The 18,345-nt window shown below is 73.8% G+C and carries 19 protein-coding genes; 13 read left to right on the top strand and 6 right to left on the bottom strand.

All coding sequences use genetic code 11. From position 1 onward, the window contains the following. Positions 1-17 precede the first annotated feature (17 nt). A complete protein-coding gene (locus ACWEJX_RS06945; RefSeq protein WP_451606483.1) occupies positions 18-1,685 on the bottom strand; it encodes an FAD-binding dehydrogenase in 1,668 nt (555 codons plus the stop codon). A 118-nt stretch (positions 1,686-1,803) separates the two neighbouring features. Here ACWEJX_RS06945 and ACWEJX_RS06940 point away from each other — a divergent pair, with 118 nt between their 5' ends. The 8 genes from ACWEJX_RS06940 to ACWEJX_RS06905 all read left to right on the top strand — a co-directional run bounded on the left by ACWEJX_RS06940 (position 1,804) and on the right by ACWEJX_RS06905 (position 8,067). Then, the gene (locus ACWEJX_RS06940) at positions 1,804-2,433 is read left to right on the top strand and encodes a TetR/AcrR family transcriptional regulator (RefSeq protein WP_451606482.1); all 630 of its coding nucleotides are present in this window, start codon (positions 1,804-1,806) and stop codon (positions 2,431-2,433) included. A gap of 24 nt (positions 2,434-2,457) precedes the next feature. After that, the gene (locus tag ACWEJX_RS06935; RefSeq protein WP_451606481.1) at positions 2,458-3,222 is read left to right on the top strand and encodes a glucose 1-dehydrogenase; all 765 of its coding nucleotides are present in this window, start codon (positions 2,458-2,460) and stop codon (positions 3,220-3,222) included. Positions 3,223-3,253: 31 nt separating this feature from the next. Then, the gene (locus ACWEJX_RS06930) at positions 3,254-3,769 is read left to right on the top strand and encodes an NUDIX hydrolase (protein WP_451606480.1); all 516 of its coding nucleotides are present in this window, start codon (positions 3,254-3,256) and stop codon (positions 3,767-3,769) included. A gap of 10 nt (positions 3,770-3,779) precedes the next feature. Beyond that, positions 3,780-4,175, top strand: a complete 396-nt coding sequence (locus tag ACWEJX_RS06925) for a YidH family protein (RefSeq protein ID WP_403797209.1) — start codon at positions 3,780-3,782, stop codon at positions 4,173-4,175. After that, positions 4,172-4,498, top strand: a complete 327-nt coding sequence (locus ACWEJX_RS06920) for a DUF202 domain-containing protein (protein WP_451606479.1) — start codon at positions 4,172-4,174, stop codon at positions 4,496-4,498. Before ACWEJX_RS06925 ends, ACWEJX_RS06920 begins: the two co-directional genes overlap by 4 nt. A gap of 270 nt (positions 4,499-4,768) precedes the next feature. Next, positions 4,769-5,689, top strand: coding sequence for an MBL fold metallo-hydrolase (locus ACWEJX_RS06915; protein WP_451606478.1), 921 nt, complete (start codon positions 4,769-4,771; stop codon positions 5,687-5,689). A 118-nt stretch (positions 5,690-5,807) separates the two neighbouring features. Continuing rightward, complete coding sequence (locus ACWEJX_RS06910; RefSeq protein WP_451606477.1) at positions 5,808-6,842, top strand: phosphotransferase family protein; 1,035 nt, start codon at positions 5,808-5,810, stop codon at positions 6,840-6,842. A gap of 7 nt (positions 6,843-6,849) precedes the next feature. Beyond that, positions 6,850-8,067, top strand: a complete 1,218-nt coding sequence (locus ACWEJX_RS06905; RefSeq protein WP_451606476.1) for an acyl-CoA dehydrogenase family protein — start codon at positions 6,850-6,852, stop codon at positions 8,065-8,067. 103 nt (positions 8,068-8,170) lie between these two features. Here the strand turns inward: ACWEJX_RS06905 and ACWEJX_RS06900 are convergent, their stop codons facing one another. The 4 genes from ACWEJX_RS06900 to ACWEJX_RS06885 form a co-directional block, all read right to left on the bottom strand. Then, complete coding sequence (locus ACWEJX_RS06900) at positions 8,171-8,317, bottom strand: hypothetical protein (protein ID WP_451606475.1); 147 nt, start codon at positions 8,315-8,317, stop codon at positions 8,171-8,173. A 132-nt stretch (positions 8,318-8,449) separates the two neighbouring features. Continuing rightward, positions 8,450-9,043 (bottom strand): TetR/AcrR family transcriptional regulator, encoded by a 594-nt coding sequence (locus ACWEJX_RS06895; protein ID WP_451606474.1) that lies wholly within the window; start codon positions 9,041-9,043, stop codon positions 8,450-8,452. 39 nt (positions 9,044-9,082) lie between these two features. Beyond that, entirely contained in the window at positions 9,083-10,786 is a 1,704-nt protein-coding gene (locus ACWEJX_RS06890) for an AMP-binding protein (protein ID WP_451606473.1), read from the bottom strand. Continuing rightward, complete coding sequence (locus ACWEJX_RS06885) at positions 10,783-11,550, bottom strand: SDR family oxidoreductase (RefSeq protein WP_451606472.1); 768 nt, start codon at positions 11,548-11,550, stop codon at positions 10,783-10,785. The genes ACWEJX_RS06890 and ACWEJX_RS06885 overlap by 4 nt, the downstream gene beginning before the upstream one ends. Before the next feature lie 167 nt (positions 11,551-11,717). Between ACWEJX_RS06885 and ACWEJX_RS06880 the strand changes: the two genes are divergently transcribed. The 5 genes from ACWEJX_RS06880 (at position 11,718) to ACWEJX_RS06860 (ending at position 17,784) form a co-directional block, all read left to right on the top strand. Beyond that, complete coding sequence (locus ACWEJX_RS06880) at positions 11,718-12,998, top strand: exo-beta-N-acetylmuramidase NamZ family protein (protein WP_451606471.1); 1,281 nt, start codon at positions 11,718-11,720, stop codon at positions 12,996-12,998. Between the two features lie 110 nt (positions 12,999-13,108). Beyond that, the gene (locus ACWEJX_RS06875; protein ID WP_451606470.1) at positions 13,109-14,476 is read left to right on the top strand and encodes an erythromycin esterase family protein; all 1,368 of its coding nucleotides are present in this window, start codon (positions 13,109-13,111) and stop codon (positions 14,474-14,476) included. Positions 14,477-14,556: 80 nt separating this feature from the next. Further along, on the top strand, positions 14,557-15,747 hold the full coding sequence (locus ACWEJX_RS06870; RefSeq protein WP_451606469.1) for a serine-threonine protein kinase: 1,191 nt from the start codon (positions 14,557-14,559) through the stop codon (positions 15,745-15,747). A 190-nt stretch (positions 15,748-15,937) separates the two neighbouring features. After that, entirely contained in the window at positions 15,938-16,549 is a 612-nt protein-coding gene (locus tag ACWEJX_RS06865; protein WP_451606468.1) for a hypothetical protein, read from the top strand. 161 nt (positions 16,550-16,710) lie between these two features. After that, positions 16,711-17,784 (top strand): RNA ligase (ATP), encoded by a 1,074-nt coding sequence (locus ACWEJX_RS06860; RefSeq protein WP_451606467.1) that lies wholly within the window; start codon positions 16,711-16,713, stop codon positions 17,782-17,784. 65 nt (positions 17,785-17,849) lie between these two features. Here the strand turns inward: ACWEJX_RS06860 and soxR are convergent, their stop codons facing one another. Then, positions 17,850-18,314 carry a redox-sensitive transcriptional activator SoxR gene (gene soxR, locus ACWEJX_RS06855; RefSeq protein WP_451606466.1) on the bottom strand — a complete coding sequence of 155 codons (465 nt, stop codon included), beginning with the start codon at positions 18,312-18,314 and terminating at the stop codon, positions 17,850-17,852. Positions 18,315-18,345 lie beyond the last annotated feature (31 nt).

The following is an 18,345-nucleotide window of genomic DNA, read 5'->3' as shown; positions in this document are numbered from 1 at the left end:
TGCCCCAGCCGGGTTCGCTACCCCACCGCCTCCGCCGCCGCCCGCCCCGCCGCGCGGCCCGAGAACAGGCAGCCGCCCAGGAACGTGCCCTCCAGCGAGCGGTAGCCGTGCACGCCCCCGCCGCCGAAGCCGGCCGCCTCGCCCGCCGCGTACACCCCGGGCAGCGGCTCGCCGCCGGCCGTCAGGACGCGGGACGAGAGGTCGGTCTGCAGACCGCCCAGGGACTTGCGGGTCAGGACGCTGAGGCGGACGGCGATCAGCGGGCCCGCCTTGGGGTCGAGGATGCGGTGCGGCGCGGCCGTGCGGATCAGTTTGTCGCCGAGGTAGCGGCGGGCGCCGCGGATCGCCGTGACCTGGAGGTCCTTGGTGAAGGGGTTGGCGATCTCGCGGTCGCGGGCGGTGAGTTCGCGGCGCAGCGCGGCCTCGTCGATCAGGTCCTCGCCGGTGATCCGGTTCATGCCGCGGACGAGGGCGGCGAGGTCGCGCTCGACGACGAAGTCGGCGCCCTTGTCCATGAAGGCGCGCACGGGGCCGGGGACGTCGGCGCGGGCGCGGCCGAGGACGTCGCGGACGGACTTGCCGGTGAGGTCGGGGTTCTGTTCGGAGCCGGAGAGGGCGAACTCCCTGCCGATGATCTTCTGGTCGAGCACGAACCAGGTGTGGTCGTGGCCGGTCCGCATGATGTGTTCGAGGGTGCCGAGGGTGTCGAAGCCGGGGAAGAGCGGGACGGGCAGCCGTCGGCCGGTGGCGTCGAGCCAGAGGGAGGACGGGCCGGGCAGGATGCGGATGCCGTGGCGGGCCCAGATGGGGTTCCAGTTCTCGATGCCCTCGGTGTAGTGCCACATGCGGTCGCGGTTGACGTGGTGGGCGCCGGCGTTCTCGGCGATGCCGAGCATCAGGCCGTCGACGTGGGCGGGCACGCCGGAGAGCATGCGGGCGGGCGGGGTGCCGAGGCGGGCGGGCCACTGCTCGCGGACCAGTTCGTGGTTGCCGCCGATGCCGCCCGAGGTGACGATCACGGCCTGGGCGCGGTACGAGAACGCGCCGGCGACCTCGCGGCTGCTGGCGGTGCCACGGGGGACGCTCGAAGGGGCCAGGACCTCGCCGGTGACGGTGTCGACGGCGCCGGCGGTGGTGCCGAGGCCGGTGACGCGGTGGCGGAAGCCGAAGCGGACCAGGCCGCGGGCGACGCCCTCGCGCACCTGGCGCTCGAAGGGGGCGACGAGGCCGGGTCCGGTGCCCCAGGTGATGTGGAAGCGGGGTACGGAGTTGCCGTGGCCGGTGGCGTCGTAGCCGCCGCGCTCGGCCCAGCCGACGACCGGGAAGAAGCGCACGCCGAGCCCGTGCAGCCAGGCCCGCTTCTCGCCGGCCGCGAAGTCGACGTACCCCTCGGCCCACTTCCTGGCCCAGGCGTCGTCCTCGGGGCGGTCGAAGCCGGCGGTGCCGAGCCAGTCCTGGAGGGCCAGGGCGTGGCTGTCGCGGATCCGCATCCGGCGCTGTTCGGGCGAGTCGACGAGGAAGAGGCCGCCGAAGGACCAGTGGGCCTGGCCGCCGATCGACTGCTCGGGTTCCTGGTCGAGCAGGAGGACGGAGCGGCCGGCGGCGGCCAGCTCGGCGGTGGCGACGAGACCGGCGAGGCCGGCCCCGATGACGATCACATCGGCGTCGTACGGCTCATGAGGCATGGACCGCATCTTGGATACACAAATGTATCGAGTCAACGGTCCGGCCCGTTCAAGGCCCGTTCCGGCCGCGTCCGCCACCCTCTCCCGCTTTTTAATGTCGAGCATTAATATGGCTGGCATGGCAAGGACGTCAGGGCCCGAGACCCGGGACAAACTGATCCGCGCGGCCGAGGAGGTCTTCGCGACGAAGGGCGTCGACGGCGCCCAGCTCCGCGACATCGTGGCCCTCGCCGGCCAGGGCAACCCCTCGGCCGTGCAGTACCACTTCGGCTCCCGCGCCGGACTCCTCGACGCGGTGATGGCCGGCCGCCAGGCCCGTACGGAACAGGTGCTCGCCCCGCTCCTGGAAGACGCGGGCGATGACCTCCACGAGCTGATCGCGGCCCTCGTCACGGCCGAGGCGAGCGAGCTCGCCACCGACCGCGGCCGGCGCTGTCTGCGGATCTCCGCACAGCTCAGCCACGAGAGCGGGATCCGCACCCGCACCCCGCACCCCACGCTCGCGGGCACCTGCTACTGGCGCCTGATCGAGCGGACCGCCGACCGGCTGGCCGCCGACGGGCTGCCGGAGCCGCTGCTCCTGGAGCGCCTCGACCTGGCCCTGACCGTCGTGGGCGCGGCGATGGCGGACCGGGCCCGGCAGTACCTCGACGGCGCCGAGCCGCTCATCGACGAGCCGCTCTTCCTCGCCGACCTGGTCGAGACGACCACCGCGCTTCTCCGGGCCGCACAGCCCCGGAGCCTCTGAAAGCCCCAAGGGACAAGGACCTCCATGAACGACCTCACCGGCAAGACCGTCCTCATCACCGGCGGCGCCCGCGGCCTGGGCGCCGAGGCCGCCCGGCAGGCCGTGGCCGCCGGCGCCGACGTCGTGATCACCGACGTACTGGACGAGGACGGCAAGGCGACCGCGGCCGAGCTCGGCGAACGCGCCCGCTTCCTCCACCACGACGTGACCTCGGAGGAGGAGTGGGCGGCGGCCGTCGCGTACGCCGTCGCCGAGTTCGGCGGTCTGCACGGGCTGGTGAACAACGCCGGCATCTCCACCGGCGCCTTCCTGGAGAGCGAGTCCGTCGAGCACTTCCGCAGGGTCCTCGACATCAACCTGACCGGTGTCTTCATCGGCATGAAGACCGCGATACCGGCGATGAAGGAGGCCGGCGGCGGCTCCATCGTCAACATCTCCTCCGCCGCCGGCCTGATGGGCCTGGCGCTCACCGCCGGCTACGGCGCCTCCAAGTGGGGCGTGCGCGGTCTGACGAAGATCGGCGCGGTCGAGCTCGGCACGGCGCGGATCCGCGTCAACTCGGTCCACCCGGGCATGACCTACACCCCGATGACCGCCTCCGTCGGCATCGAGAAGGGCGAGGGCAGGTACCCCAACACCCCGATGGGCCGGGTCGGCGAGGCGCACGAGATCGGCGGCGCGGTCGTGTTCCTGCTGTCGGACGCGGCCTCGTACGTGACGGGCGCGGAGCTGGCGGTGGACGGCGGCTGGACGACCGGTCCGACGGTCAAGTACGTCATGGGGCAGTAGGGCCGCGCCCGTTCGGTGATTTCATGGGCGCATGAGCGCTGCCGATGAGGTACTCGACGTCGTCGACGAGAACGACCAGGTGATCGGACAGGCCCCGCGCGGCGAGGTGTACGCGCGCGGCCTGATCCACCGCTGCACGTTCATCCACGTCCGGGACGGCCAGGGGCGGGTCTTCGTGCACCGCCGCACCCCGACCAAGCTGGTCTACCCGTCCCTCTACGACATGTTCGTGGGCGGGGTCGTCGGCGCCGGCGAGTCCTACGACGACGCCGCGCTGCGCGAGGCCGAGGAGGAGCTCGGCGTGTCCGGACTCCCGCGCCCGGTGCCGCTGTTCCGTTTCCTGTACGACTCCGGCGGCGTGGCCGGCAAGTGGTGGTCGGCCGTCTACGAGGTGCGCTGCGACCTGCCTGTCCACCCGCAGGCCGAGGAGGTGGCGTGGCACGCCTTCCTGCCCGAGGCCGAGCTGGCGCGGCGGCTCCCCGAATGGCGGTGGGTGCCCGACGGCCTGGCCGCGTACGAGCGGCTGCGCGCGCACCGCGTCACGTAGGGTGCCCCGGGTGAGCGACTTCGTACAGAGCCTGCGGCTGTGGTTCGCGCCGCGGCGCCTCCGGGAGGAGGGCGAGACCCCCGACTACCGCTTCTCCCTGGCGAACGAGCGCACCTTCCTCGCGTGGATCCGGACCGCGCTCGCCCTGATCGGTGGCGGTTTCGCCGTGGACCAGTTCCTGCCGGACCTGCGCTGGGGGGTACGGGTCGGGCTCGCGCTCGCGCTGCTCGGCGCCGGGGTGCTGTGCGCGCTGCGCGCCGTGAACCACTGGGTGCGCTGCGAGCGGGCCATGCGGCGCGGCGAGGACCTGCCGGTCTCGCGTTTCCCGACCGTGCTGAGCCTCGCCGTCGCGGTGGTCGCGATGGCGATGGTGGTGGTCGTGGTCTTCGGCTGGGCCGGGCGGTGACGACGCCTTCGGCCGACGGGGCGGACGCCCGGGACCCGGGGCTCCAGCCGGAGCGGACGCGGCTCGCGTGGCGGCGTACGACGCTGTCGGCCACGGTGGTCGCGGTGCTCGCCGGCAAGCAGGCCGTCCACGGCGGCGTCACGGCGTCCGGAGCGGTCGCGGCGAGCCTGTCGGCCCTGGTCTGGATCGCCTTCCTGGCGGTGGCGCACCGCCGGATCCGCTCGCTCGACGCGGCCCGGCCGCGGCAGTTGTCGCACCGGAGCGCACTGCTCGCGGCGGCGTGCGCGATCGCCTTCGCGGGCTTCGCGGTCGTGGTGCTCTGAGCCGTGGTGCTCTGGGCCGCGGTGCTCTGAGCCGTGATCCTCTGGGCCGTGATCCTCTGAGCCGCGGTGCTCCGAGCCGTGGCGCTCTGAGCCGCGGTGCTCCGGGCCCTGGTCCTCCGACCGTGGTCCTCTGCCTCTGGGTCCTTTGAACGCCGGCCCTCCGAGCCGCCCGGGAAATCGGCGGACCGGCCGGTTCCGGCTTCCCTCTGACCTGGGGCGACTGGCACTCTTCCGCTGTCCGGTTGGACTCTCATCGTCCGGGGGAACCCTTTGTCTGCCACCGATCCCTACGTCGTCGCGCTCACGCCGAACGTCCACGCCTTCGTCCAGCCCGACGGCGGCTGGTGCCTGAACAACGCCGGTTTCATCGGCGACGGGCGGCCCGACGGCGAGACGCTGCTCGTCGACACCGCCGCCACCGAGCGCCGGGCCCGGCTGCTGCGCGCGGCCGTCCTCGACGCGGGCTTCGCGCTGCCCCGCACCATCGTCACCACGCACCACCACGGCGACCACACCTACGGCAACGGGGTGTTCCTGCCGGAGGCCCGGATCATCGGGCACGAGCTGTGCCGCTCCGAGCAGCTGGCCGCCGGGCGGCAGCTGCACCTGCTGTGGCCGCAGACGGACTGGGGCCACGTCGACATCGAGCCGCCGCACCTCACGTACTCGGACCGGCTGACGCTGTACGTCGGGGAGACCGAGGTGCGGGTGATCCACCCGGGTACGGCGCACACCGTGGGCGACTCGATCGTCCACCTCCCCGAGCAGGGCATCGTGTTCACCGGCGACCTGATCTTCAACGGCGGCACGCCGTTCGTGCCGATGGGCTCGCTGGCCGGTTCGCTGCGGGCGCTCGACCTGCTGCGGTCGCTGGACGCGAGCACGGTGGTGCCGGGGCACGGCCGGATCACCGACCCGTCCGCGTACGACGCGACCGAGCGCTATCTGCTGTACGTGCGGGAGCTCGCCGCCGACGGCCGGACCCGGGGGGACTCGCCGCTGGAGACGGCCCGCCGGGCCGATCTGGGCGAGTTCGCGGCCTGGCCGGAGAGCGAGCGGCTCGTCGCCAACCTGCACCGGGCGTACGCGGAGCTGGACGGCCTGCCGGAGGGGCACCCGCTCGACGCGATGACCGTCTTCATGGACATGGCCGCGATGAACGGCGGGAAGCCGGTCGCCTGCCACGCCTGAACCCGCCGAGGGACCCCGGGTGAAGGCCGTCGCCCGGGGCTTCCCGTGGCTCGCTCTGGACGACATACCGACTGGTCGGTCATGATGGGCGCGACGCCGACCCCGGAGGTACGCCCGTATGAGCTCCGCACCGCCCCCAGGCCCCGTTCCCGGTCTCGACCCGGAGCAGCTGCGCCGCTTCCTCGACCGCGAGCGGCCGGGCCTGGTCGCCGGCCCGCTCACGGCCCGGCTGATCCAGGGCGGCCGCTCGAACCTCACGTACGCCGTGACCGACGGCACCGGCCGCTGGGTCGTGCGGCGCCCGCCGCTCGGCCACGTGCTGGCCACCGCGCACGACATGAAGCGCGAGCACCGCGTGATCAGCGCCCTGCACGCCACCGCCGTGCCGGTGCCGGAGACGGTCGTGCTGTGCGAGGACGAGTCGGTGCTCGGGGCGCCGTTCTACGTCATGGACTTCGTCGAGGGCACCCCGTACCGTTCCGCCGCCGAACTCGCCCCGCTCGGCCCGGAGCGCACCCGCGCCGCCGTCCTCGGCCTCGTCGACACCCTGGTCGACCTGCACGCCGTGGATCCGGCCGCCGTCGGGCTCGACGACTTCGGGCGGCCCGAGGGCTTCCTCGACCGGCAGCTGCGCCGCTGGGGCAAGCAGCTCGCCGCCTCCCGGGGCCGCGAACTGACCGGCATCGACGAGCTGCACGCCGCCCTCGGCCGCGGCCTGCCCGCGTCCCCCGCGCCCACCGTCGTCCACGGCGACTACCGGCTCGACAACGTCCTCATCGGCGCCGACGACCGGATCAGGGCGGTGCTCGACTGGGAGATGTCGACGCTCGGCGACCCGCTCACCGACCTCGGCCTGCTCGTCATGTACAGCACGCCGCTCGACCTGCCCGACTCCCCGATCTCCACGACGGCGAGCGCGGCCGGCCACCCGACCGTCGCCGAGCTGGTCGAGCGCTACGCCGCCCGCTCCGGCCGCGACACGGGCGCCCTCTCCTGGTACACGGCCTTCGCCTGGTTCAAGCTCGCCGTGATCCTGGAGGGCATCCACTACCGCTACACCCTCGGCCAGACCGTCGGCGCCGGCTTCGACCGCATCGGCGAGCTCGTCCCCGTCTTCATCGAGCACGGCCTGACCACGCTGCAGAAGGGCTGAATCCGTCATGGACTTCGCGTTCGACACCCGCACCGAGGAGCTGCGGGCGAAACTCCTCGCCTTCATGGACGAGCACGTCTACCCCGCCGAGGCCGTCGCCGAGGAGCAGCGCGCCTCGCTCGCCTCGCCGTGGGACGTGCCGCCGGTGGTCGAGGAGCTGAAGGCCGAGGCGCGCCGCCAGGGCCTGTGGAACCTCTTCCTGCCGGACGAGGAGTACGGGGCGGGGCTGACCAACCTCCAGTACGCGCCGCTCGCCGAGATCACCGGCCGCAGCCCGCAGCTCGCCCCCACCGCGCTCAACTGCTCCGCCCCGGACACCGGGAACATGGAACTGCTCGCCCAGTTCGCCGACGAGGCGCAGAAGAAGCAGTGGCTGGAGCCGCTGCTCGCCGGCGAGATCCGGTCCGCGTTCGCGATGACCGAGCCCGAGGTGGCCTCGTCCGACGCGACGAACATCGAGACCCGGATCCGGCGGGACGGCGACGAGTACGTCGTCGACGGGCGCAAGTGGTACATCTCCGGGGCCCTGCACCCCGACTGCCGGATCTTCGTCGTCATGGGCAAGACCGACCCGGACGGTGCCGACCCGCGCCGCCAGCAGTCGATGATCCTGGTCCCGCGCGACACCCCGGGCGTCGAGGTGCGGCGCGCGATGAAGGTGTACGGCTACGAGGACCACTACCACGGCGGCCACGCCGAGGTGCTCTTCGACAACGTCCGGGTCCCGGCGGCCAACCTGATCGGCGAGGAGGGCGGCGGCTTCACCATCGCCCAGGCCCGCCTCGGTCCCGGCCGCATCCACCACTGCATGCGCCTGATCGGCATGGCCGAGCGGGCCGTGGAGCTGATGTGCCGGCGCGCGGTGTCCCGTACCGCCTTCGGCAAGGCGCTCGCCCAGCAGGGCGTCGTGCAGAACTGGATCGCGGACGCCCGGGTGACGATCGAGCAGCTGCGGCTGCTCGTCCTGAAGACGGCCTGGCTGATGGACACGGTCGGCAACCGGGGCGCCCACACCGAGATCCAGGCCATCAAGATCGCCACCCCGCGCGCGGTCGTCGACATCATCGACCGGGCGGTGCAGCTGCACGGCGCCGGCGGCGTCTCGCAGGACACGCCGCTCGCCGAACTGTGGGCGGCGGCACGGACGCTGCGGCTCGCGGACGGGCCGGACGAGGTGCACCAGCGCTCGCTGGCCCGCCGCGAGCTGAAGAAGTACCTGAGCTGAAGAAGTACCCCTAGGCACCCCGTACGGGGTCACGCGTGCCGGTCGCCGAGGGTGTAGCCGCCCTCGGTGACCGGCATGTCCGCTGCCGGGGCCATGCACGGCGTCAGGAGTCGGTGGCGGGCGCCGTCACGACCGCGGGCGCCGTCACGACCGCGGGGGCCGGCTCCGGCGCGGGGGCCGCGGCGGCGGGGGTCGCGACCGCGGCGACGAGGGCGAGGACGGCGGCGGCGCGCAGGAGGTTCTTGGACACGGCGGAGCTCCGTTCGGGGCGGGGGCTGATCGACACGCCGATCCTCGCCGCCACGCCCCGGCCCGGGCGTCCCCCCACGGTCCCGTCCGCCTCCCCCGTACGGGCGAGCCCCCTCCCCCGGGAGTGCGGGCGCTACGGCCGCAGGGCGCGCAGCAGCAGGTCGGCCAGGTGGTCGGCGACCTGCTGCGGGGTGAGCGGGCCCCCGGGGCGGTACCAGGTGGACAGGTGGTGGACCGAGCCGAAGTGGTAGTCGACCACCAGGTCGGCGGGGGTGGCGTCGGAGAAGACGCCGGCCCGCTGCCCCTCCTCGATCAGCGCGCGGAAGCGCTCGTGGTAGCGCCGCCGCTCGGCCCGTACCTGCTTGTTCTTCTCCGGGCTGAGGTGGTGCATGGAGCGGAAGAAGATCGACGCGTCGTCGAGGTTCTCGATGGTGGTGACGACCACGTCGGCGGCCGCGTCCCGCAGCCGCTCCTCGACCGGCGCGTCGGCCTGCGCGAAGGCGTCGAGCCGCTCCTGCTGGAGCCGCAGCACGCGCGCGTAGACCTCCTGGAGCAGGTCCTCCTTGGAGCCGAAGTAGTGGTAGAGGGCGCCCTTGGTGACGCCCGCCGCCTCCACGATCTCCTGCACGGAGGTCCGGTCGTAGCCCCGCTCGGCGAAGAGCCGGGTGGCGGCGGCAAGGAGCCTCTGGGGGACGGGCAGCGCGCTCCCGTCCGTCGTCCTGGCCATGCCGTTCCGCCTTTCCTTCGTGCCGGTGATGCTTTTCGGTCATTCCCGGGAACGCAGTTCCCGCCTGAGGATCTTCCCACTTGTCGTCTTCGGGAGCTCCGGCAGGATCTCGACCTCGCGCGGGTACTTGTACGCGGCGAGCCGCCGCTCGCAGTAAGCGGACAGCTCGGCGGGGTCCGCCTCGGCGCCCGGACGCAGGCTCACGTAGGCCCGGACGGTCTCGCCGCGGTAGGCGTCGGGGACGCCGACGACGGCGGCCTCGCGGACGGCGGGATGGGTGTAGAGGACGTCCTCGACCTCGCGCGGCCAGACCTTGAAGCCGGACGCGTTGATCATGTCCTTCTTGCGGTCGACGACGTACAGCCAGCCGTCCTCGTCCATGAAGCCGATGTCGCCGGTGCGCAGCTCGCCGTCGGGGAAGGCCGCGGCCGTGGCCTCGGGCAGCCCCCAGTAGCCGGGGACGACCTGCGGCCCGCGGACGGCGATCTCGCCGTGCGTGCCGAACGGGGCCTCGGCGCCGGTTTCGTCGAGGATCCGGACGACGGTGTCGGGCCCCGGCACGCCGACGGAGAGGGTGCCGGAGACCGGGTCGACGGGTGCCTCGTGCTCGGGCGGTACGGAGGCGCAGGGCGCGGTGCACTCGGTGAGGCCGTAGCCGTTGCGCAGGTACGGGCCGAAGCCGGCGCGGAACCTCTCGACGAGCGCGGGCGGCACGGGCGCGCCGCCGGACGACATCACCAGGAAGGAGGCGAAGTGGTCGGGCGTGGCGGCGGGCTGGGCCGCGAGCGCCATGTAGGCGGTGGAGGGGCCGACGGTGTAGGCGGGCCGGTGCTCCAGGAAGGCGTCGAGGACGACTCCGGGCTCGAAGCGGTAGGCGAGGACGAGGGTGCCGCCGTTGGCGAAGCAGGCGCCCAGTTCGCAGACGAGTCCGGTGATGTGGAAGAGCGGGGCGAGGACGAAGTAACCGGCGCCGGGCGGCACGGGGTGGCCGGTGCGCTGGCGTTCGGCGTTGTGGACGATGCCGCGGTGCAGGTTGAGGGCGCCCTTCGGGGTGCCGCTGGTGCCGGAGGTGTAGCTGATCAGCGCGATGTCGTCGGTGGCGGGCTCGCGGCCGGCGGGGGCCGGGTGTCCGGCGCGGGCGACGGCGAGGAGGTCGTCGACGTCGGTCGCGACGGGCTCGAAGCCGAGGACGCGCGGGTCGTCGCGGGTCTGGAGCCCGCGTTCGTCGGCGGTGAGCGCGACCGGGACGCCGGCCTCGGTGGCGGCGGCGCGGACGTGCCCGGCCCAGGCGCGGTCGGAGCAGATGACGGCCCGGGCGCCGGAGTCGCGCAGCGCGTGGCCGACCTCGGCCGACTTGTACATGGGGTTGAGCGGGACGACGATCGCGCCCGCCTTCCAGGCGCCGAGCAGGGCGAGCACGAAGTGCGGGCTGTTCTGCAGCATGACCGCGACCCGGTCGCCGCGCTCGACGCCGCGGGCGGCGAGGTGTCCGGCGACCGAGTCGGACAGGGCGTCGGCCTCGCGGTAGGAGATCCGGGCGTCGAAGTAGGCGAGCGCCGGGTGGTCGGGGGTGCGGGCGGCGGCGGCCCGGAAGGCGTGCAGGACGGTCGGCGGCGGGTCGATGGGCGCCCGCTGGGCGGCGGTGAGCCGCCCGAGCCACGGCTGGGCCGCGTAGATCGAACCCGTGACGTCCGTGCCGCTCCCCGTGCCGTCCTCCGTACCGACGGATCCCTCTCGGGTCATGCGCGCGTCCCTTCTTCCCACTTCTGCTGGATGTGGTTCATGTTGCCGAGCCACCGCTCGGGGTCGGTGGCCCGGGCCCGGTAGTAGCCGGCGACCTCGGGGTGCGGCAGGACCAGGAAGCGGTCGGCCGCCATGGCGTCGAAGAGGGCGTCGGCGACGTCCTCGGGCTCGATGGCGGTGGGCGCGAGGACGAGTTCGCCGGCCGATCCGGCGGCCGTGAGCATGTCCGTGCGGACGCCCTGCGGGCAGATGGCGTGGACCTTGAGGCCGCGGTGGCGGTAGGTGAGCGCGAGCCACTCGGCGAAGGCGTACGCGCCGTGCTTGGAGACGCTGTACGGGGCCGCGCCCACCATGGTGAGCAGTCCGGCGGCCGAGACGGTGGAGACGAAGCGGCCGCTGCCGCGCTCCAGCCAGTCGGGCAGCAGCGCCCGGGCCGCCCGGACGTGGGCCATGACGTTGACGTCCCAGGCGGCGGCCCACACCGCCTCGTCGGCGAAGGCGTCGCCGGGCGAGGCGAGTCCGGCGTTGGCGCACCAGACGTCCACGCTGCCGCCGAGCGCCTCCCGGGCCTCGTCGACGACGGCGGAGGCGTCGCCGGGGACGGCGACGGCGCCGATCTCCTCGGCGACGGCCTTGGTGCGGCCGGGGTCGAGGTCGTTGACGACGACCCGGGCGCCCTCGGCCGCGAAGCGGCGGGCCAGGGCGGCGCCGATGCCGCCTCCCGCGCCCGTGACGACGACTCCCGCGCCCTGCACCGTACTCATGGGACCCACTCTCCGTTGGCTCTCTCGGCGACGATCCGAGTCCGGGCAGACTAACCGGTCGGTATGGAAGCGGGGAAGACGTCGGCCGGTACGCCTCGTTCCGCGCGGCCCGCGTCGGCGCTAGCGTGCGTGGGCATGCCAGGGAAGGCGATCAAGGAGGTCTCCTCGTGAGTGTGTCGAACCTGCCCGGCCTGTCCAGACGCGGGCTGCTGGCCGCGAGCGGCGCGCTGGTGGCCGCTTCGGCCGCTCCCGCGGTCGCCGACGCGCCGCCGGGGCGGGCGTACGACGGCGACCGCGGCCGCCGGGTCCGTACCGGTTTCGACCGCCTCGCCGCCGACGGATACGCGGTGCTCGCCGGCGAACGCGTCGGCGTCGTCACCAACCCGACCGGCATCACGCCCGAGGCCCGGCACCTCGTGGACGTGATGCACGCCGACGAGCGGGTGGACCTGGTCGCCGTCTTCGGCCCCGAGCACGGCTTCCGGGGCACCGCGCAGGCGGGCGGCTCGGAGGGGCGCTACGACGACCCGGCGACCGGACTGCCCGTCTACGACACGTATCTGAAGAGCGGTCAGCCGCTCGCGGACGTCTTCACCGCCTCCGGCGTCGACACGGTCGTCTTCGACATCCAGGACGTGGGCGCCCGCTTCTACACGTACATCTGGACCCTGTACGACTGCATGGCCGCGGCCGCGCTCGCCGGGAAGCGCTTCGTGGTCCTCGACCGGCCGAACCCGGTGACCGGGCGGGCCGCGCTCGGGCCGGTGCTCGACCGGGCGTACGCGACCTTCGTGGGCCGCGAGCCGATCGCGCAGGCGCACGGGATGACCGTCGCGGAGCTGGCCCGGCTCTTCAACGGGGAGTTCCTCGCGCAGCCGGTGGAGCTGGAGACGGTGGCGGTGACCGGCTGGCGGCGCGCCGACTTCTTCGACGCGACCGGGCTGCCGTGGGTGCCGCCGAGCCCCAACATGCCGACGCCCGACACCGCGCTCGTCTACTCGGGCACCTGTCTCTTCGAGGGCACCAACCTCTCCGAGGGGCGCGGCACCACCCGCCCGTTCGAACTGCTCGGCGCGGAGGGGATCGACGGCCGCTGGGCGGAGGCGGCGAACGCGCTCGCCCTGCCCGGGGTGCGGCTGCGCGAGGCGTACTTCGCGCCGACCTTCTCGAAGTTCCAGGGGAAGACGGTGGGCGGGGTGCAGCTGATGGTGCACGACCGCGAGGTCTTCGACCCGGTGCGGACGGGCATCGCGTTGCTCGTCACCGCGCGGCGGGCGTGGAGCGGCTTCGCGTGGCGGCCGGACAACTGGATCGACAAGCTGACGGGGTCGGCGCGGGTGCGCACGATGATCGACGCGGGAGCGGGCGTGGACGAGGTCGTGGGGGCATGGGAGGCGGACCTGGCGGCGTTCCGGGCGGTGCGGAAGGAGTACCTGCTGTACCACTAGTCTCCGCCGGTCGCCGGGGTCTTCCCTAGGGGCGCAGGGGGGACAACCCCCGGGTGATCTCGGGTGGATCCCCGATGGTCCGGCCCGGCCGGCGGGGCGAGGCTGGGGGCATGGACATCCGCTTACGTCGTCGTCGCCGCCCCGTGGCGGCGCTCCTGGCCGCGCTGTGCGTGGGCCTGCTGGCCCCGGCCACCGCCGCGGCCCGTACGCCCGCGCCCGGCGACGGCTCCGCCCCGGCCCCCGACCCGGCCCGGGACCTCGCCGCGACCGCCCGCCCGCTGACCGACCTCCGCACCCTGGAGCGGATCGTCGGCTCGGCGAAGGTGGTCGGCGTCGGCGAGGCCACGCACAGCTCCGGCGAGTTCTTCCGCGCCAAGCACCGCATCTTCGAGGAGCTGGTGGAGAAGCGCGGGTTCACCACCTTCGCCCTGGAGGCGCCCTGGAGCACGGGCCTGCTCGTCGACGCCTACGTGCGCGACGGCAAGGGCGACATACGCAAGATCATGCGGGACGAGTTCCAGGAGTCGTACGCCTTCTGGAACACCGACGAGTACCTGGACCTGTTCACCTGGATGCGGCAGCACAACCTGCGCCACCCCGGTCACCCGGTCCGCTTCATGGGCAACGACCTCGGCTACGCGGGCCCGAACCTCTTCGACCGGGTCACCGACTACGTCGGCCGTACCCGCCCCGAGCTGCTGCCCCGCTTCCGGCAGCTGTACGCGTCCTCGCGGCCGAGCGGTGACGACGTCGGCGCCTGGATCAGCGAGCACCTGAGCAGGCCGCTCGCCGAGCGCAGGGCGCGGGCGGCCGAGGTCAACGAGGCCCTGGCCCTGCTCGAACGGCAGAAGCCGGCCGGCCAGGACCGCGAGGCGCGCGAGGCGTACGCCTGGGCGGTGCAGGACGCCCGGGCCGTCGCCCAGGTCGGCACCGAGTACGCGTACGACATCGGCACCCGGCAGGGCCTGGCCGGGGCGATGCTCTACCGCGACCGGATCATGGCCGAGAACACCGTGTGGTGGCAGCGGCAGACCGGCGACCGGATGGTGCTGTCCGCGCACAACGGGCACGTCGGATACGAGACGACCGAACCGGAGCAGTACCCGCGCACCCAGGGCGCCTTCCTGCGCGACGCGCTCGGCAAGGAGTACGTGACGATCGGCGCCTCCTTCGGCCGCGGCTCGTTCAACGCGCACGACTCGCGGGAGGCCGGGGAGCCGGTGCGGGTCTTCACCGTCGGACCGCTCGGCCCGGACAGCAACGCCCACGTCCTGGACCGGGTCGCGGACCGGCCGTTCCTGCTCGACCTGCGCACGGCCGTACCGGCGGCGCGTAAGTGGCTGGACGTGGCGCGGCCGACGCGGGCGATAGGCACGACGTACCCCTGGCCGGGCGAGGTGGCGGACGTGCGGCTCGGCACGACGTTCGACGCGATCGTGCACTTCCCGGAGATATCACCGGCGCACCTGCGGCACTGAGGCCGCGGGGCGACGACTGCCCGTCCCTCCGCGCGGGAAGAATCCACCCGCATCTCCCGGCGCAGGCGGAGGGACGGGCCATGACGGTGACGAGTGTCGAGCCGTACCGCGAGATCGTCTTCGACAAGGACGGCGACGGCCCGGCGGGCCAGGCGGCCGCGCTCGCGGCGCTCGCCCGGCAGGGGTGCACGGACCTGGTGGTCTTCACGCACGGCTGGAACAGCTCACCGTCCGTCGCGACCGGGCTCTTCGACCGCTTCTTCGCGCCGTTCCCGCGGGTGGCGGGGCCGGCGGCGCGGCTCGGGTACGCGGGGCTGATGTGGCCGTCGATGATGTTCAGCGACGAGCCGGTCCCCGACTATCCGGCGCTGGCCGCGGCGGTCCCGGAGCGGGCGCCGGTGGTGGCCCGGCTCGCGGTGCTCGCGGAGAGCGAACCGGCTGACGAGGCGGCGTTCGACGAGTTCGCGGAGCTGCTGCGGGAGTTGGCGGGGGTGGCCGGGGAAGCGGGCGCGGCCGAGATGCCGGGGTTCCTGGCCTCGGACCCACGGCGGGTGTACGGGATGTTCGCGGACGCCCTCGACGAGGCGGCCGGCGCGGCCGGCGCGGAGCCGCTGTTCGGCGGCGATCCGCTGAAGCGGCTGTGGAGGGGCGCGAAGGAGGCGCTGCGGCAGGCCACGTACTTCACGATGAAGCACCGCGCGGGCGTCGTCGGCGAGCGCGGCCTCGGCCCCCTGCTCGGCGAACTCGGACACCTGGCCCCGGCGTTGCGGGTCCATCTGGTCGGCCACAGCTTCGGCGCCCGGCTCGTCGCCCACGCGCTGCCCGCCCTCCCCGCCGGCACCCGGACCGTGAAGTCGGTGACACTCCTCCAGGGCGCCTTCTCGCACTACGCCTTCGCCGCCCGTCTTCCGCACTCCCCCGACCGTCCCGGGTCCCTGCCGGGCGCCCAGTCCCGCGTCGACGGCCCCGTCGTCGCCTGCCACTCCCGCCACGACACCGCCCTGCGCGTCTTCTACCCGCTCGCTTCCCGCGTCTCCCGCGACGACGCGTCGCTCCTCGGCGAGGACGACCCGCGCTGGCAGGCCGTCGGATTCGACGGCATCCAGGCCGTCCCTGGCAGCTCCGTCCGCACCCTCGCCTCGGCCCTGCGCGACGGACTGCCCGGCTCGGGCTGTGTGAGCGTGGACGCGGCGGAGGTGGTGTCGGAGCACAGCGACATCTGTCACGAGCAGTTGGCGGCCGTGGTGGCGCGGGCGGGCCGCTTCGGCTGAGGGAGGGCGCGCGGCCCCGGCGGTCCGCGCCCCTCGCGCCCGTCCGCGCCTCTCGCGCCCGTCCGCGCCCGCCGCGCCCACCTGCGGCGATGCGGCCGGACGCACGCCGGGTGCGTTTCGATGGAACACGAAGCGCGGCTCGTTCGTCCATCTCATATCGCCGAAGGACAAGCGACGGAGGTGGCGTCCGATGGCCGGGTTCCGGAGTCTCGCGAGACAGGTGCGCGATCCAGGCAGCGACACGGCGCTCAGACGCTATTCGCTGCGCAAGTGCCTGGAGCGGTTCGCGCCCTACGGTCATCGGGCGACCTGGGACCACCTGTGCCGGCGGCACGGGTTCGGGCCGGAGGACCGGGAGGTGGATCCGGGGCGGCTGGTGGCCGCGCTGGAGGAGCTGGAGCAGGCGCGGGCGGTGTGGCTCGCGTACGAGCGGGAGTTCGCGGAGCGGCGCCGGCGGGAGAAACACGGGGGGCTGCGCAGGCCGGGTGCCCTTGACGAGTGGCACCGGCGGATCTGGGGTGGCAACGGGGTGGCCCGGTGCGACGATCCGCGGCACCATCCGTCGGCGCCGCTGCCGGAGGTTGTGGGGCGCCTGGTGGCCGCGCTGAAGCGGGGGCCGGGCGAGGGCTGTCCGGTGTGTGCGGGGCAGCGGATCGAGTGGCGGTCCGAGCTGCGGGACGAGCCGTGGTTCGGGCCGGTGTGCGCGGAGTGCGGGGTGCTGATACCGCGGGCGGTGCTGACGCCCCGGGCGCTGGCCCGGACGCGGGGTGAGGGAGCGCCGAGGCTCGCTTCGGTGGCGTGACGCCGACGGCCCGTCTCAACGGGGGCGGCGGGCCGGGGTTCGGGGAGGACGCGCCGAGGGCGGCGGCCGGGAAATCCGTTCGCGGGGCGGCGGGTACGCCCGGCAGAGTGGGCGGCGATGACCACCTCACCGAAACCCACCGAGCATCCGGAGCGCTGAAGATGTCGACGCTGCGCGTCACCGCCGAGACCCTGACCGTCCACGACCACCCCAACGCCGACGCGCTCGAACTGGCGCAGGTCGGCCTCTACCGGGCGGTCGTCGCGAAGGGCCGGTACCGCACCGGTGACGTGGCGATCTACATCCCGGAGCAGGCGGTGCTGCCCGCCGCGCTCGTCGACGAGCTGGGGCTGACCGGGCGGCTGGCCGGGAAGACGGGCGACCGGGTCAAGGCGGTGCGGCTGCGCGGGGAGTTGTCGCAGGGACTCGTGTGCCGGCCGCGGGCGCTCGACGGAGTGGACCTGAAGCAGGCGGCGCAGGACGGGACGGACTTCGCGGAGCTGCTCGGCATCGGCAAGTGGGCGCCGCCGGTCCCGCCGACGATGAGCGGGGACGTGGCGGCGGCGCCCGACCTGCTGCCGTGGGTGGAGATCGAGAACCTGCACCGTTTCCCGGACGTCTTCGCGCCCGGCGAGCCGGTCGTCCTGACCGAGAAGCTGCACGGCACGGCCTGCCTCGTGACGTACCTCGCCGGCGAGCGGCGGACGGTCGTCTCGTCGAAGGGCTTCGGCGCCAAGGGCCTGGCCCTCACGGAGGATCCGCGCAACCTGTACTGGCGTGCCGTCCGCGACCACCGTCTGCCCGCCGTCGCCGCCCGGCTCGCCGAGCGGCTCGGCGCGACGCGCGTCGGCCTCTTCGGCGAGGTGTACGGGGACGGGGTGCAGGACCTGCCGTACGGGGCGAACGCCCGGGCGGAGGGCCAGGTCGGGTACGCGGTCTTCGACGTGGCCGCCGAGATCGACGGGCAGGTGCGCTGGCTGGACCCGGCCGGGGTCCTGGAGCCGGGCGAACTGCCACTCGTACCGCGTCTGTACACCGGCCCGTACGACCTGGACACCGTCCTGGCGCTGGCGAGCGGCCGGGAGACGGTCTCCGGGCGTGAGCTGCATCTGCGCGAGGGGGTCGTGATCCGTCCGGTGACCGAGCGGTACAGCCCGGTCGTCGGCGGGCGGGCGATCGCGAAGGCGGTCAGCCCGGCGTATCTGACCCGTAAGGGCGGCACCGAGTACGAGTGACGCCGGCCGACCGGCCGCACGGACCGAGCGGGGGCCCGCCCACGGGGGTGGCGGGCCCCCGCTCCCTACGTCTCGTTCCGTTCGGGCAGCAGCCTGGAGCCCTTCATCCGTTTGCCGAACACGTCGTCGGGGTTGGAGAGCACGCAGTTCTCCAGGGAGAGGCAGCCGCAGCCGATGCAGTCGGTCAGGTGGTCGCGCAGCCGGCCGAGCTGTCTGATCCGCTCGTCCAGTTCGGCCCGCCACGCCTCGGAGAGCCGCGCCCAGTCCTCGCGGGTCGGGGTGCGTTCCTCGGGCAGTCGGGCGAGTGCCTCGCGGACGGTGGCGAGCGGGATGCCGACGCGCTGGGCGGCGCGGACGAAGGCGACCCGGCGGAGCGTGTCGCGGCTGTAGCGGCGCTGGTTGCCGCTGGTGCGGCGGCTGCTGATCAGCCCCTTGGCCTCGTAGAAGTGCAGTGCCGAGACGGCGGCTCCGCTGCGCGCGGACAGCTGGCCGACGCTCAGCTCGTGGATCTTCTCGGGTATCCGGTGCACTCGTCCGAGCCTACGGGGCGTCCTGTCCGTT

Source organism: Streptomyces sp. NPDC004788, from assembly GCF_053601115.1.
This window is presented reverse-complemented; position numbering and strand designations above follow the sequence as displayed.

Bases quoted from the DNA above. Each gene is read 5' to 3' on its own strand.
- ACWEJX_RS06860 (WP_451606467.1), top strand. From the start codon at position 16,711: ATGTCGACGCTGCGCGTCACCGCCGAGACCCTGACCGTCCACGACCAC.
- ACWEJX_RS06940 (WP_451606482.1), top strand. From the start codon at position 1,804: ATGGCAAGGACGTCAGGGCCCGAGACCCGGGACAAACTGATCCGCGCG.
- ACWEJX_RS06910 (WP_451606477.1), top strand. From the start codon at position 5,808: ATGAGCTCCGCACCGCCCCCAGGCCCCGTTCCCGGTCTCGACCCGGAG.
- ACWEJX_RS06945 (WP_451606483.1), bottom strand. From the start codon at position 1,685: ATGCCTCATGAGCCGTACGACGCCGATGTGATCGTCATCGGGGCCGGC.
- ACWEJX_RS06875 (WP_451606470.1), top strand. From the start codon at position 13,109: ATGGACATCCGCTTACGTCGTCGTCGCCGCCCCGTGGCGGCGCTCCTG.
- ACWEJX_RS06865 (WP_451606468.1), top strand. From the start codon at position 15,938: ATGGCCGGGTTCCGGAGTCTCGCGAGACAGGTGCGCGATCCAGGCAGC.
- ACWEJX_RS06930 (WP_451606480.1), top strand. From the start codon at position 3,254: ATGAGCGCTGCCGATGAGGTACTCGACGTCGTCGACGAGAACGACCAG.
- ACWEJX_RS06895 (WP_451606474.1), bottom strand. From the start codon at position 9,043: ATGGCCAGGACGACGGACGGGAGCGCGCTGCCCGTCCCCCAGAGGCTC.
- ACWEJX_RS06935 (WP_451606481.1), top strand. From the start codon at position 2,458: ATGAACGACCTCACCGGCAAGACCGTCCTCATCACCGGCGGCGCCCGC.
- ACWEJX_RS06870 (WP_451606469.1), top strand. From the start codon at position 14,557: ATGACGGTGACGAGTGTCGAGCCGTACCGCGAGATCGTCTTCGACAAG.
- ACWEJX_RS06890 (WP_451606473.1), bottom strand. From the start codon at position 10,786: ATGACCCGAGAGGGATCCGTCGGTACGGAGGACGGCACGGGGAGCGGC.
- ACWEJX_RS06885 (WP_451606472.1), bottom strand. From the start codon at position 11,550: ATGAGTACGGTGCAGGGCGCGGGAGTCGTCGTCACGGGCGCGGGAGGC.
- ACWEJX_RS06905 (WP_451606476.1), top strand. From the start codon at position 6,850: ATGGACTTCGCGTTCGACACCCGCACCGAGGAGCTGCGGGCGAAACTC.